The sequence below is a fragment of the Actinosynnema sp. NPDC023794 genome (genome assembly GCF_040639675.1).
Lineage (GTDB): Bacteria > Actinomycetota > Actinomycetes > Mycobacteriales > Pseudonocardiaceae > Actinosynnema > Actinosynnema luteola.
The window spans coordinates 89,622-103,336 of record NZ_JBFAFR010000003.1; the positions used below are offsets into that span (position 1 = coordinate 89,622).

Sequence of the window (13,715 nt, forward strand, 5' to 3'; positions counted from 1 at the left end):
CCGCCTGAGAAGCCGGTGTGAGCTACCCGTCAAGTTTGCGGGCCACCGGGGCGTTCCAGCGACGCCACAGCGCCAGCAGGCGCAGCCCCACGATGACCGCCGACCCGACCAGCGTCACCGGCACGGCGGGCAGGCCGAGGTAGTCGCCGAACGCCACCACGACCGCGCCGCACAACGCCGCCACCGCGTAGATCTCCCGGCGCAGGACCAGCGGGATCTCCCGCAGCAGCACGTCGCGCAGCGCGCCGCCGCCGATGCCGGTGGTCATCCCGACCAGGCACGCCGCGTACGGCGGTGCGCCGAGCGCGAGCGCCGTCGTGGTGCCCGCGGTGACGAACAGGCCGAGCCCGATCGCGTCCAGCAGCAGGACCGCCCGCCACAGCTTCGCCACCGTCGGGTGAAACCAGAAGACCACCAATCCGGTGACACCGGCCACCGCCAGGTACGGCCAGCTCACCAGCGCCGCCGGCGGGTGCACGCCCAGCAGCACGTCCCGGACGATCCCGCCGCCGAGCGCCGTGGTCAGCGCCAGCACGATGACCCCGAACACGTCGAGCCGCGCGCGCACCGCCGCGACCGCCCCGGAGGCGGCGAACGCGGCGATACCGACCAGTTCCAACGCGGCGAGCAGCACGGCTGGTCAGGTTAGAAGTAATCCGCCAGGCGCGGGACGCCAGGTGCGCCGACCAGCCGGTCGAGCAGCGCGCCGTCACCGTCGAGCAGCCCGGCGCGGCGCAGCGCGTGGCTGTTCTGCATCCCGCTGAACCACGGCCCCAGGGCACGCGCGTGCAGCCGCACGGCGCCGCTGCCACCCGCCTCGACGCGCACCGAGCTGTCCTCGACCACCAGGCGACACCGCCCCGCGTGCCACGGCGCGTGCTCGTCGACCACGTCGAGGTCCACCGCGGCGGGCTTCAGCCACGCCGCCGACGGCCAGCCGCGCGCGGCCACCGCCGCCGGCAGGTCGACCACGCGCAGCAGCCACGTGGACGTGGTCACGGTGTGCTCGATCGCCTGGTTCGTCAGCAGGCCGGTCACCGCCGGGTCGGTGACCAGCAGCCGGGCCCTGTCGAGCACGCCGGCCCAGCCGCCCAGCTCCCGCAACAGCCCGAGCTGGGTCGTCACGTCCCGGCCGACGAGGTCGTGCACCCGCAGCCCGTCGGCGTCGCGCTCGGCCGCCAGGTACCCGCGCACCTCGCCGTCGTGGCCGGGCACCACCGACACCACGGACTCCGTGAGCAGGTCGTCCACCGCGATGGTCGGCGGGCTGCGGTCCACGAGCCCGTCCACGGTGGACGCGACGTCGAGGTAGCACGCCTGCACCGCCGCGAGGTCGCCCTCGACCAGGGGCCGGGTGGCGGCCCGCGCGCCGGCGGGCATCCGGTCCAGCGGGAACTCCAGCCACTCGAACACGCCGGACCGCTCCCACCCGCGCGACCGGTACACCGCGGGCACGGTCGCGTACAGCGCGGACAGCACCTGCCCGCTTTCGCGCATGTCCCGCAACGCCGCTTCGAGCAGCGCGCCGGCCACCCCGCGCCCCCGTGCCCAGGACTCGACGGCCACGCCGCCGACACCGCCCATCGGCACCGTCGTGCCGCCCCAGAACTGGTGGAAGTCCTTGATCGTGAGCAGGCCCGCCACGTGCCCGTCCACCTCGGCGAGCAGCCCTCGCCGACCGGGCCGCAACGACGGCTCACCGATGCCGCCGAACGCCACCCGGCGCAGCCGGTCGGCCTCGCCGACGTCGTCGGGGGTCAGCTCACGGATCCGCACCCGTCCTCCCTACCAGGCGAAGAAGCCGTGGCCGGTCTTGCGGCCCAGCTGACCCGCCGCGACCTTCTCCCGCAGCAACGGCGGCGGCTCGAAGCGCGGCCCCAGCTCGGCGGCCAGGTGCTCGGCGATGGCCAGCCGGACGTCCAGCCCGACCAGGTCGGTCAGCCGCAGCGGACCCATCGGCCACCCGTACCCGAGCCGCATGCCGGTGTCGATGTCCTCGGCGGAGGCGACGCCCTCCTCGAGCATCCGGATCGCCTCCATGCCGACCGCCACCCCGAGCCGCGACGTGGCGAACCCCGGCGCGTCCCGCACCTCGATCACGGTCTTGCCCAGCTCCTCGGCCCAACCGCGGACCCGCGCCACCACGTCGGCGGCGACCCCGGAGTGGTGCACGAGCTCGACCAGCTGCTGCACGGGCACGGGGTTGAAGAAGTGCATCCCCAGCACCCGCTCGCCCGGCAGGCCCTCGGCCAACGCCGAGATCGACAACGACGACGTGTTCGACGCCAGCACCGCGTCCGGGCAGGCCCGCGCCGCGTCGCCGAGCACCTGCCGCTTCAACCCGAGGTCCTCCGGCACGGCCTCGACCACGAGCGCGGCACCCCGCCCGACCTGCGTGTCGAGCCGTTCGACCACGGTCAGGCGCTTCACCAGCTCGTGCGGCACGGCGGCCAACTTGCCCCGGTCGGCGGCCTTGGCCAGCGACGCCTCCACCGCGCGCCGCGCGGCCGACGCCCGATCGGCGCCCGCCTCCACCAGCACCACCTCGTGCCCGCCGGCCAGGAACAGGTGGGCGACACCGGCGCCCATCGTGCCGCCGCCGATCACCACCGTGATCATCGGTCCACGACCTCCGCCGCGAACATCGCCACCAGCTCGACGCCGCCGATCTCGGCCAGGTTCGCGCCCGCGGCCTGCCACTCGGGCGACCGGAAGGCGTTCTTCATGGCCTCGGCGGACTCGAAGTACATCTCGGCCACGACGTGCGGCTCGTGCTCGCCGAGGAAACCGGGCACGAAGACGCGCGAGACCTTCGCCACCTCGGCGCGCAGCAGGCCCGGCGTCTGCTCGACCAACGGCAGGTGGGACGCGAAGTAGGCCTCGTCGAACGCCTCGACGTCGGCCGGTTTCCGGTACAGGGCGACGTACTTGACCATGTGACACCTTCCGTCCCGTTTCGCCTGCGAATGTAACACCGGCACCATGGACCGGTGCGGATCATCCTGCTGCGCCACGGGCAGAGCCTGGGCAACGTCGACGAGCTGGCGTACTGCCGCATCCCCGACCACGCCCTGCCGTTGACCGAGCTGGGCGAACGACAGGCCCGGGACGCCGGGCCGCGGATCAAGGAGCTCCTCGACGGCGACCCGGCGGCCGGCTACGTCAGCCCTTACGTGCGGACCAGGACCACCCTGCGCAACCTCGACCTGGGCGACCAGCTGGAGCGCACGGTCGCCGAGCCGAGGTTGCGCGAACAGGACTGGGGCAACCTCCAAGATCCGGTGCAGCAGGAGGTGCTCAAGCACCAGCGGCACGCGTTCGGGCACTTCTTCTTCCGGCTGCCCAACGGCGAGTCCGGCGCGGACGTGGACGACCGCCTGGCCGCGTTCCTGACCGACCTGGAGACCCGGATGCGGGACCCGGCGCACCCGGGCACGGTCCTGGTCGTCTCGCACGGCCTCACCATCCGGCTGCTGTGCCGCCGCCTGTTCGGGTGGAGCATCGAGCTGTTCGAGTCCTTGTCGAACCTGGAGACGTGCGAGGACCGGGTCCTCACCCACGACGGCGGGGCGTGGCGCCTCGACCGGCCGTTCGACCAGTGGCGGGAGTCACCGGACGGCGAGACCCAGGGACCGATCGGCTAGCCCGGCACCACGTCCGCGACCACGCACACCACGTTGTCCGGCCCGCCACCGGCGTTGGCCAGCTCGACCAGCCGCCGCGTCGCCTCCTCCGGCTCGCCCTCCGACGCCAGCACCTCCCGCAGGTCGGCTTCGGGCACGACGGTGTGCAGGCCGTCCGAGCACAGCAGGTACCGGTCACCGGGCAGGGCGTCGTGCAGCGCCAGGTCCGGCTCCACCGCCTTGCCGTGCAGGGCACGCACCAGCATCGACCGCTGCGGGTGGCTGACCGCCTCCTCCTCCGTCAGCCGGCCTTCGGCGATCAGCGACTGCACCACCGTGTGGTCGTGCGTGATGCGGAACAGCCGGCCGCCGCGCAGCAGGTACACCCGCGCGTCGCCGACGTGCACCAGGCCGAGCCGTGAGCCGGACAGCACCAACGCGGTCAACGTCGTGCCGCTGCACTCGTCGCCGGGGTTGGCCGACAGGTACTCGCCGACGGCCGCGCCGGCCCGGTGCACGGCGTCCGCCAGCGCGTTGAGCAGCTCCCCCGCCGGGATGACGGTGTCCAGCCGGGTGAGCGCGTCGATGGCCATGGTGCTGAGCGGCTCGCCGCGGGCGCCGAACCCGTCGGCCACGGCCAGCAGCCGTTCGCCCGCGTAGCCGACGTCCTGGTTCGAGTCCCGCACCAGCCCTTGATCGGTCCGAACCGCGTACCTGAGCGTGACGGTCATGGTGGAGTCCTTCCCGGACAGTTGTTCCACGAGGAAGGAGGCGAGGCCCCGCCGTGCCGCGGTGTCGGCCTCGACCCGCGCCCAGTAGGCGCGCACCTCGGCCGCGGCGTCCGCCGGCGCCAGCTCGCACACCCCTCGGATGCGGGCCAGCGGCATCCCGAGCCGGCGCAACCACGCCACCAGCCGGGCCCGGTCGAGCTGGTCCGGCGAGTACAGCCGGTAGCCCGACAGCGGGTCCACCCGGGCCGGCGTCAGCAGGCCCAGCTCGTCGTAGAGGCGCAACGCCTTCGGCGACAGGCGGGCGGCCCGCGCGAACGCACCGATCGTCAGCAGCTCCACGACCCCTCCCCCAGCCGAACCCGCGCGGCCCGGCCGGGACCACCGTGCGGCTTCACCCAGGGTGAAGGTCAACCGACCGCGGGGTCCACCGCGGAGGAGCGGTCCCGCACCAGTCCGCTCAGCGACACCGTGCCCGCCACCGCCAGCACCGCCAACGCCGGCCAGTCCGCCACCAGGCGCCCCTCGTCACCGACGACGAAGCTCCCGTACAGGCCCCAGCACTGCACCGCGGTCAGCGCCGCGCCGAACACGGTCGTCCACCACGAGACGACCACCACGACCACCACCAGCAGGAGCAGGGCGAACACCGGCCAGCTCCCCGCCAGCGCGGTCACCGCCACTCCGCCCGCGAAACCCAGCGCGGACCCGTGCACCGTTCCGACCATGACCGGCCATTCAACGCCGAGCTGAGACGCACGCCACCCTCTCGCGGTCAGGTTCACCGGAACGCGTGAGGCACGATCGTCCGAATGAGCTTCTACGACGTCCTGCACCGCCGGAGGGACACCAGGGGTGAGTTCACCGGCGCCCCGATCCCGCCCGACGTGCTGCGCCGGGTGCTCACCGCGGCGCACGCGGCGCCCAGCGTCGGCCTGTCCCAGCCGTGGGACTTCATCGTCGTGCGCGACGAGCACACCCGCCGCGCGTTCCGCGACCACGTCCACGCCGAGCGCAGCGTCTTCGCCTCAGAACTGGACGCCGGGCAGGCCGAGCTGTTCGCCCGGATCAAGGTCGAGGGCATCCTGGAGTCCACGGTCGGCGTCGTCGTCACCTACGACCCCGACCGCGGCTCTCCCGCCGTGCTCGGCAGGCACGCCATCGCCGACGCCGGCCTGTACTCGGTGTGCCTGGCCATCCAGAACCTGTGGCTGGCCGCCACCGCCGAGGGCCTCGGCGTCGGCTGGGTCAGCTTCTACCGCGAGGACGTGCTCCGCCGGATGCTGGACATCCCGCAACCCCTGCGCCCGGTGGCCTGGCTGTGCGTCGGGCCCGTCGAGTGCCTGCCGGACACCCCCGACCTGGAGCGGCACGGCTGGCGCAACCGGCTGCCCTTGGAGGCCGTGCTCCACGAGGAGCGGTACACCCGGCGTTCGGGCCGGTAGCCTGTGGTAGCCGTGCCGGCGGCGAGCGGTCCTCGCGTACCGCATCGCCGAGTCGGAATGGAGTGTCAGCACGAGTGGAGCAGCGAGATCGGCTGGTAGCCGGACAGGTTCCGCAACTCGACCTCGAGGTCAAGGCGTTGCTGAACGCTGGCCGCCTGCCGGAGGCCAACACCCTGTTCGACCAGGTGGTGAGCCGCGTCCCGCCGGGCGCCGACCGCTGGCAGCGCTCCGCCGTCCTGGTCAACCGCGCCAAGCTCGCCTGGCGCCTGGGTCGCATCCCGCTCGCGCTGGAACTGGCCGCCGAGGGCTGGACCGACCTCGACGGCGAGCACAGCGACAACCCGGCCGCCGCCCAGGCGATGCACGCCCTGGCCTACCTCCTGGAGGGCATCGGCAACCGCCGTGCCGCGGTGGACATGCTCCGCCTGTCCGTCCAGGTGGCCCGCCGCGCCGCCGAGCACTCGCCGTCCGCCGTCGAGATCCTGGGCCACTGCCTGCAAGGGCTGGGCGGCACGTTGAACTTCCGCGCGATCTCCTCACCCCCCGAACGCGCCCGCGCGATCTTCGAAGAGGCCCGCGGCTACCTCAAGGAGGGCCTCGACCTGGCTGAGGAGGAGCAGATGCGCCGCGCCCTGCTCGCCGCGTACAGCCGCTCGCTGGCCGGCGTCGGAGAGCTGGACCAGGCCGAGGAGAACGCCCGAGAGGCACTGCGCCAGGCCCAGGACGCCGGCGACAAGTGGGCGTCGGCCGTGGCCGGCTGGGTCCTCGCGGTGGTCCGCCGCGAACAGGGCGACCTGGTCAGCGCCCGCACCCTCGCCAGCCGCGCGGTCGCCGCCTCGGAGTCCATCAACGACCCGTCCCTGCTCCTGCGGTTCTCCCTCGACCTGGCCGACATCTGCGCCGAGATGGGCGACCACGTCGGCGAGGCCACCGCGCTGCGCTGCTCCGTGGCGGCGAGCCGCACCGCCACCGAGACCCTCCAGGAAGGACTCGGCCAAGCGCTGGAACAACGCCGCGTCGCCGTCCAGGCCCAACGCCTGGCCGTCGCCGCCCAGGAAGCCGCCGCCCGCGACCCCCTCACCGGCCTGGCCAACCGCCTCGGCCTGGAACGCGCCGCCGCAGGACTCCTGGAGAGCACCGCGGCGCGCGGCCGGGTGCCGTGGCTCGTCCTCGTCGACGTCGACCGCTTCAAGGGCGTCAACGACGACGCCGGCCACGCCGCGGGCGACGCCACCCTGCGCGAGATCGCCCAACTGCTGCGCCGCGAGTGCCGCGCCGCCGACCTCGTGGCCCGGTGGGCAGGCGACGAGTTCGTGGTCCTGCTCGGCGACGCCGACGGCAACACCCTCGAAGTGGGCCCCACCGTCGCCGAACGGATCCGCGCCGCCGTGGACGGCCACGACTGGACCGTCGTGCTCGGCGCCGCCTGCCACCCCACGGTGAGCATCGGCGTCGCCGCCGGCCCGGCCAAGCTGGACCAGCTCTTCGCCGCCGCCGACATGGCCCTGTACCGCGCCAAGCGCCAGGGCCGCAACCGCGTCGAGGTCGAACCCCGGCCGGTCGTCCCGGAAGCCGTCTCCGGCAACTAGACCAGGTGGCTCGACCGGGCCGCGTCGGGGCACTATGTTTCTTGACCGATACACCTGGCTTGAGGAGCGAAATGACCGCGATTGTGCGCGTCGTCGGACGACAGGTCCTGGACAGCCGCGGCAACCCGACCGTCGAGGTCGACGTGGAACTGGCGGACGGCTCGCTCGGCCGCGCCGCGGTGCCGTCGGGCGCGTCGACCGGCACCAACGAGGCGGTCGAACTGCGCGACGGCGACCGGTCCCGGTACCACGGCAAGGGCGTGCGCAAGGCCGTCGCCGCGGTGAACGGCGAGATCGCCGACGCGGTCAAGGGCCTGGCCGCCGAGGAGCAGTCCGTCATCGACCAGACGATGATCGAGCTGGACGGCACCCCGAACAAGGCGAGGCTCGGCGCCAACGCCACCCTCGGCGTCTCGCTCGCCGTGGCCAAGGCCGCCGCCGCCGCGCACCGCCAGCCGCTCTACCGCTACGTCGGCGGCGTGTTCGCGCACGTGCTGCCGATGCCGATGATGAACATCATCAACGGCGGCGCGCACGCCGACAACGCCATCGACTTCCAGGAGTTCATGATCGCGCCGATCGGCGCGGAGAACTTCGAGGAGGCCGTGCGGATCGGCTCGGAGGTCTTCCACACCCTGCGCAAGAGCCTGCACGAGGCCGGCCACAACACCAACGTCGGGGACGAGGGCGGTTTCGCGCCGAACCTGAACTCCGCGGACGAGGCGCTGTCCTTCGTGGTCGACGCGATCGAGAAGTCCGGCTACACCCCCGGCGAGGACGTCGCGCTGCTGCTCGACCCCGCGGCTTCGGAGTTCTACGCCGACGGCGTCTACGACTACCGGGGCGAGGGTCGCAAGCGGTCGGTCGAGGAGCACGTCGCCTACCTGGCCGAACTGGTCGACAAGTTCCCGATCGTCTCGATCGAGGACGCCATGGCACAGGACGACTTCGACGGCTGGAAGCAGATCACGGACGCCATCGGCGACCGCTGCCAACTGGTCGGCGACGACGTCTTCTGCACCAACGTCGACCTGCTGCGCAAGGGCATCGACCTCGGCATCACCAACTCGATCCTGGTCAAGGTGAACCAGATCGGCACCCTCACGGAAACACTGCTGACCGTGAACACGGCCTTCCGCGCCGGCTACTCGGTCGTCATGTCGCACCGCTCCGGCGAGACCGAGGACTCCACCATCGCCGACCTCGCCGTGGCGGTGAACTGCGGCCAGATCAAGACCGGCTCCCTCTCCCGCTCCGACCGCACCGCCAAGTACAACCAGCTGATCCGCATCGAGCAGGAACTGGGCGCACAGGCCGAATACGCCGGCAGCCGCACACTCAGCGGCCGCCGCTAGCCCTGAACAACGCCACCCGCGACAAGTCCAGCTGGTCGAAGCCGGGCAGGCCTGGCGGAAAGCGTCCGCCAGGCCTGCCCGGCTGAACGTTGAACTCAGGGCCCTGAGCGTTGAACTCACACGCCGCGAACGCAGGACTCTCGCACCGCGACGCAGGACTCAGGCGATCAACCCGCCCCGGAACGCCACCAACGCCGCCTGCACCCGGTTCACCGCACCGATCTTGCCCAACACCGACGACACGTACCCCTTGACCGTCGCCTCCGACAGGTGCAACGTCCCACCGATCTCGGCGTTGGACATCCCCTGTCCGATGAGGACCAACACCTCGCGCTCCCGTTCGGACAACGAGGCCAGCAACCGCCGAGCGGGCTCGGCCGCCCGTTCGCCGTCGGCGACCGCCGCCAGCACCCGCGCCGCCACGCCGGGGTCGAGCACCGCCCCGCCCAGCGCGAGGTCGCGCACGGCCCGGACCAGCTGCTCGGGCTCGGTGTCCTTGAGCAGGAACCCCGAGGCGCCCAACCGCAGCGCCTCCGAGACGTACTCGTCCACGTCGAACGTGGTCAGCATGGCGATCTTCGGCGGGTCGGGAATGGCGCGCAGCCTGCGCAGCGCCATCAACCCGTCGGACGACCGCATCCGGATGTCCAGCAGCACGACGTGCGGGCGGTGCCGGCGTGCCAGGTCGGCCACCAGGTGCCCGTCGTCACACTCGGCCACGACCTCCATGTCGCCTGCGCTGCTGAGGATCATGCGAAGGCCGGACCGGACGAGGTCTTCGTCATCGGCCAGCATCACCTTGATCACGACGCCTCCCCGCGTTGGCGTTTCGTGTTCGTGCCCGCCAAGCCTCGTGCACGAACACGCAAGCTGACGTTAAGTCCCCGTTATCTCACCACGGAAAGACGCGGGTTCAGCCTGTTCACAGTTGCCAGGAAATAACCGAGGTCAGCTCAGGACCTGCGCAACTTCCTGGCGCAGGCGCGGCAGCAGGGCGTAGAGCTTGTCGCCCGGGCAGAGGGTGTCGCGGTAGTCCCGGTGGCCCTGGATCGACGACGGCGGGATGCCGTACTGCTCGCACGTGTACACGCAGAACGACACGAGCGAGTCCCACTGCGACTTCGGCGGCTCCACGTCCATGTAGAGGCCTTCGTTCTCGATCCCGATGGCCGCGGTGTTCTGGCCGGGGCAGTGCGCGCCCACCACGACCCGATCACCGGCCCGCAACGCCGCCAGGCTGCCGTGCCTGCCCTCCATGAGGAACCCGCCGCGGCTGTTGGTGAAGTGCTGGCCGGAGTCGATCCAGCCGTTGGTGTCCATGTGGAGGTTCTGGATCCACCTGGCGTTGGCGTACGCCGCCGCCTGCGAGTAGTCGGTCACGTTCGCCGACGCGGTGTGGTGGATGAGGATCCGCACCGGCCGCTCGTTCACAACGCTCGTCGGCTGCGCCGGCGGCCTCGCGCCCCAGTCGGCGCAACTGCGGATGGGCAGGACGGGCGAGCCGAGCGCCGGCCAGGAGCCCAGACCGACGAGCACCCCCGCGCCGGCGAGGCCGGTGAGGCCGGTGAGCAGCGATCGACGTCGCATCATGTTGACCTTTTTCCCAATGTCAAGCCAATAGGTCAAGACTCCACACTCGGACGGGCGAAGCCGACAGGCGTGCACCCACCAAAACGCGAAGGTCTTTCGCGAATATGCGACCAGCCAGTAACGTGCGTCACACGATCCCTGCCTGGAAGGAGCTTCGCGTCATGCGGAGAGCCGCCCGATCGCTAGCCGTGGTCGCACTCCTCGCCGCCGCGGCCACCACCGTCCCCACCACCCCCGCCGTCGCCGCCGCCGCCGAGGTCAGGACCAGCGCCTTCACCCCGGACGACCACTGCCTCGGCCAGTGCCACGACGTGCTGCCGCCCGGCCAGAACGGCAACGCCACCCTCGCCGAGATCCTGGCCCACCGCGCGCTCGGCACCCGTCCGGCGCACTCCGCCGACCAGCTGGGCCGCTACGACTCCCTCGTCTCCGGCTACGGCGGCCTCACCAACGAGCAGCTGGGCGCGTTCTTCAACGACGCCTCCTTCGGCGTCGCGGCTGACCAGGTCGAGAGCACGATCAAGCCGCGCGCGGACGTCACGATCGTCCGCGACAAGACCCTCGGCATGCCGCACATCTACGGGACGACCCGCTCCGGCACGGAGTTCGGCGCCGGCTACGCCGCCGCGCAGGACCGGCTCTGGCTGATGGACCTGTTCCGCCACCTCGGTCGCGGCCAGTTGTCCGGGTTCGCGGGCGGCGCCGAGGGCAACCGGGCGTTGGAGCAGAGCTTCTACAACCAGATCCCCTACACCGAGGCCGACCTCCAGGCGCAGATCGACCAGGTGGCCGCGCAGGGCCCGCGTGGCGCGCAGGCGTTGCAGGACGTCAAGGACTACATCGCGGGCATCAACGCCTACATCGCCAGGTCCGTCGCCAACCGGACGTTCCCGGGCGAGTACGTCCTGACCGGGCACGCCGACGCGATCACCAACTGGAACGACATCAAGCCGTTCCAGCCGACCGACCTGGTCGCGATCGCCGCCGTCGTGGGCGGGCTGTTCGGCGCGGGCGGTGGCGGCGAGGTGCAGAACGCCCTGGTCAAGCTGGCCGCCCGGAACAAGTACGGCGCCACCGTCGGCGACCGGGTGTGGCGGTCGTTCCGCGAGCAGAACGACCCCGAGGCCGTGCTCACCCTGCACGACGGCCGGCGCTTCCCGTACGGCACGACCCCCACGTCGCCCCAGGGCGTGGCACTGCCCGACAACGGCGTCGTGACCCCGGAACCCATGGTGCACGACCAGACCACCACCACCGACTCCACAGTGGACGTACCGCCGAACCTCAAGCCGCTCGAAGGCCTCTTCGCCGACGGCGTCCTGCCGCCCGACCTCCTCACCGAGAAGCAGGGCATGTCCAACGCGCTGGCCGTGTCCGGCCGGCACACCGACACCGGCAACCCGATCGCCGTGTGGGGCCCGCAGACCGGCTACTTCGCACCGCAACTCCTGATGCTGCAGGAACTGCACGGCCCCGGCCTGCGCGCACGCGGCGTGTCGTTCGCCGGCGTGTCGATGTACGTGCAGCTCGGACGCGGCACCGACTACTCGTGGAGCGCGACCTCGGCCGGCCAGGACATCACCGACACCTACGCCGTCGAACTCTGCGAGCCCGGCAACGGCACGCCCACCGCGGCGTCCCTGCACTACCGCTACCACGGCCAGTGCCTGCCGATGGAACGCCTGGAGCGCAAGAACGCGTGGAAGCCGACCGTCGCCGACCCGACCCCCGCCGGCTCGTACACGCTCGTCATGCACCGCACCAAGTACGGCCTCGTGCAGAGCCGCGCCCAGGTCGACGGCAAGTTCGTCGCGTACACGTCGCTGCGCTCCACCTACCTGCACGAGGTCGACTCGATCATCGGCTTCCAGGAGTTCAACGACCCCGACGCGATCAAGTCGGCCGCCGACTTCCAGCGCGCCGCCGAGCACATCGGCTACGCCTTCAACTGGTTCTACGTGGACTCCCGCGACACCGCGTACTTCAACTCCGGCGCGAACCCCGTGCGCAAGGCGTCCGTCGACCCGCACCTCCCGGTGAAGGCCGAGCCCGCGTACGAGTGGGAGGGCTGGAACGCCGACCGCAACACGGCCGCGTACACGCCGTTCGCGCAGCACCCGAACTCCGTCAACCAGGACTACTACATCAGCTGGAACAACAAGCAGGCGCTCGACTACTCCGCGTCCGGCTACGGCATGGGCTCGGTGCACCGCGGCGACCTGCTCGACGACCGGGTGCGCGCCCTCATCACCCGCGGCAAGGTCACCCGGGCCTCCCTCACCCAAGCCATGGCCGAAGCGGGCGTCGCCGACCTCCGCGCCGAACAGGTCCTGCCCGACCTCCTCCGCGTGATCGACACGACGCCGATCACCGATCCCGGCCTCGCCGCCGCGGTGACCAAGCTCCGCGACTGGCACCGGTCCGGCTCGCTCCGCAAGGAGACTTCACGCGGCAGCAAGACCTACGCGCACGCCGACGCCATCCGGTTGCTCGACGCGTGGTGGCCCCGCCTCGTCGAGGCGCAGTTCAAGCCGGGCCTGGGCGACGCGCTCTACGGCCGGCTCACCAGCGCCCTCCAGATCGACGAACCGCCGTCGGACACCCACGGCGCGGCCCCGCACAAGGGCTCGTCGTTCCAGAACGGCTGGTGGAGCTACGTGGACAAGGACCTGCGCGCCGTGCTCGGCGATCGCGTGGACGGGCCTCTGGGCGCCCGCTACTGCGGCAACGGGAACGTGGCGGCCTGCCGCCAGACGCTGCTCGACACCCTGAACGCCGCCGCCGCGACCCCACCGCCCACCGTCTACCCCGGCGACGACTCGTGCGCCGCCGGCGACCAGTGGTGCGCCGACACCATCATCCACCGCGCCATGGGCGGCATCACGCACGACAAGGTGCACTGGCAGAACCGGCCCACCTACCAGCAGGTCGTGCAGTTCCCGTCCCGTCGCGGCACGAACCTGGCGAACCTCGCCGCCGGCGCCACGGCCACCGCCAGCAGCCACGAACGCGGCTGGTACGCCTCGCCGCCGGCGCACGTCGTGGACGGCAAGCCGGACACCCGCTGGGCCAGTGACTGGTCGGACCAGCAGTGGGTGCAGGTCGACCTCGGCGCGACGCGCACCGTCGGCCGGGTCGTGCTGTCGTGGGAAGCGGCTTATGCCAAGGCATATCGCATAGAACTGTCCACTGACGGCAGCACGTGGCGGACCGCTTACACGACTTCCGCAGGAGATGGTGGCCGGGATCTTGCGTCGTTCGCCCCTGATGCGGCACGATTCGTACGAATGACGGGTATCCAACGGGCCACCGGATACGGATACTCGATTTACGAACTTGAGGTCTACGTCTCGTAGACCGGCCCACAGGAAGACCCCGGTCCACC

13 protein-coding genes are annotated in these 13,715 nt (G+C 71.7%); 5 read left to right on the forward strand and 8 right to left on the reverse strand.

Annotation, left to right across the window (positions count from 1 at the left end):
* Positions 1–22: 22 nt before the first annotated feature.
* From AB0H12_RS08915 to AB0H12_RS08930, 4 genes are read right to left on the reverse strand one after another with little or no spacing between them, the layout of a single operon-like run.
* On the reverse strand, positions 23–634 hold the full coding sequence (locus tag AB0H12_RS08915; RefSeq protein WP_499621929.1) for a trimeric intracellular cation channel family protein: 612 nt from the start codon (positions 632–634) through the stop codon (positions 23–25).
* Between the two features lie 11 nt (positions 635–645).
* Positions 646–1,776, reverse strand: a complete 1,131-nt coding sequence (locus tag AB0H12_RS08920; protein ID WP_499621930.1) for a GNAT family N-acetyltransferase — start codon at positions 1,774–1,776, stop codon at positions 646–648.
* Between the two features lie 9 nt (positions 1,777–1,785).
* Positions 1,786–2,619 carry a 3-hydroxyacyl-CoA dehydrogenase family protein gene (locus AB0H12_RS08925; protein WP_499621932.1) on the reverse strand — a complete coding sequence of 278 codons (834 nt, stop codon included), beginning with the start codon at positions 2,617–2,619 and terminating at the stop codon, positions 1,786–1,788.
* Positions 2,616–2,936 (reverse strand): EthD family reductase, encoded by a 321-nt coding sequence (locus AB0H12_RS08930; protein WP_499621933.1) that lies wholly within the window; start codon positions 2,934–2,936, stop codon positions 2,616–2,618. Before AB0H12_RS08930 ends, AB0H12_RS08925 begins: the two co-directional genes overlap by 4 nt.
* Positions 2,937–2,990: 54 nt before the next feature.
* Between AB0H12_RS08930 and AB0H12_RS08935 the strand changes: the two genes are divergently transcribed.
* Entirely contained in the window at positions 2,991–3,644 is a 654-nt protein-coding gene (locus tag AB0H12_RS08935; RefSeq protein WP_499621934.1) for a histidine phosphatase family protein, read from the forward strand.
* Here AB0H12_RS08935 and AB0H12_RS08940 read toward each other — a convergent pair.
* On the reverse strand, positions 3,641–4,693 hold the full coding sequence (locus tag AB0H12_RS08940) for a MerR family transcriptional regulator (protein WP_499621935.1): 1,053 nt from the start codon (positions 4,691–4,693) through the stop codon (positions 3,641–3,643). The genes AB0H12_RS08935 and AB0H12_RS08940 overlap by 4 nt on opposite strands.
* A gap of 68 nt (positions 4,694–4,761) precedes the next feature.
* On the reverse strand, positions 4,762–5,079 hold the full coding sequence (locus AB0H12_RS08945; RefSeq protein ID WP_499621936.1) for a hypothetical protein: 318 nt from the start codon (positions 5,077–5,079) through the stop codon (positions 4,762–4,764).
* Positions 5,080–5,163: 84 nt separating this feature from the next.
* On the opposite strand from AB0H12_RS08945, the gene bluB reads away from it, so the two are divergent.
* The 3 genes from bluB (at position 5,164) to eno (ending at position 8,740) form a co-directional block, all read left to right on the forward strand.
* Positions 5,164–5,796: a 5,6-dimethylbenzimidazole synthase gene (gene bluB, locus AB0H12_RS08950; RefSeq protein ID WP_230572790.1), complete on the forward strand. Its 633-nt coding sequence runs from the start codon at positions 5,164–5,166 to the stop codon at positions 5,794–5,796.
* A 74-nt stretch (positions 5,797–5,870) separates the two neighbouring features.
* Positions 5,871–7,385, forward strand: a complete 1,515-nt coding sequence (locus AB0H12_RS08955) for a GGDEF domain-containing protein (RefSeq protein WP_499621937.1) — start codon at positions 5,871–5,873, stop codon at positions 7,383–7,385.
* A gap of 71 nt (positions 7,386–7,456) precedes the next feature.
* The gene (eno, locus tag AB0H12_RS08960; RefSeq protein WP_499621938.1) at positions 7,457–8,740 is read left to right on the forward strand and encodes a phosphopyruvate hydratase; all 1,284 of its coding nucleotides are present in this window, start codon (positions 7,457–7,459) and stop codon (positions 8,738–8,740) included.
* 159 nt (positions 8,741–8,899) lie between these two features.
* On the opposite strand, the gene AB0H12_RS08965 is transcribed toward eno, so the two are convergent.
* Together AB0H12_RS08965 and AB0H12_RS08970 are read right to left on the reverse strand one after the other, a co-directional pair.
* Positions 8,900–9,547, reverse strand: a complete 648-nt coding sequence (locus tag AB0H12_RS08965; protein WP_230572793.1) for a response regulator — start codon at positions 9,545–9,547, stop codon at positions 8,900–8,902.
* A 141-nt stretch (positions 9,548–9,688) separates the two neighbouring features.
* Positions 9,689–10,327, reverse strand: coding sequence for a peptidoglycan recognition protein family protein (locus AB0H12_RS08970; protein WP_499621939.1), 639 nt, complete (start codon positions 10,325–10,327; stop codon positions 9,689–9,691).
* A gap of 164 nt (positions 10,328–10,491) precedes the next feature.
* Here AB0H12_RS08970 and AB0H12_RS08975 point away from each other — a divergent pair, with 164 nt between their 5' ends.
* Positions 10,492–13,686, forward strand: coding sequence for a penicillin acylase family protein (locus tag AB0H12_RS08975; RefSeq protein ID WP_499621940.1), 3,195 nt, complete (start codon positions 10,492–10,494; stop codon positions 13,684–13,686).
* The last annotated feature ends 29 nt before the right edge of the window (positions 13,687–13,715 follow it).

Excerpts from the sequence above, each read along its gene's own strand:
- eno (WP_499621938.1), top strand. The coding sequence starts at position 7,457 with ATGACCGCGATTGTGCGCGTCGTCGGACGACAGGTCCTGGACAGCCGC.
- AB0H12_RS08925 (WP_499621932.1), bottom strand. The coding sequence starts at position 2,619 with ATGATCACGGTGGTGATCGGCGGCGGCACGATGGGCGCCGGTGTCGCC.
- AB0H12_RS08975 (WP_499621940.1), top strand. The coding sequence starts at position 10,492 with ATGCGGAGAGCCGCCCGATCGCTAGCCGTGGTCGCACTCCTCGCCGCC.
- AB0H12_RS08930 (WP_499621933.1), bottom strand. The coding sequence starts at position 2,936 with ATGGTCAAGTACGTCGCCCTGTACCGGAAACCGGCCGACGTCGAGGCG.
- bluB (WP_230572790.1), top strand. The coding sequence starts at position 5,164 with ATGAGCTTCTACGACGTCCTGCACCGCCGGAGGGACACCAGGGGTGAG.
- AB0H12_RS08945 (WP_499621936.1), bottom strand. The coding sequence starts at position 5,079 with ATGGTCGGAACGGTGCACGGGTCCGCGCTGGGTTTCGCGGGCGGAGTG.
- AB0H12_RS08970 (WP_499621939.1), bottom strand. The coding sequence starts at position 10,327 with ATGCGACGTCGATCGCTGCTCACCGGCCTCACCGGCCTCGCCGGCGCG.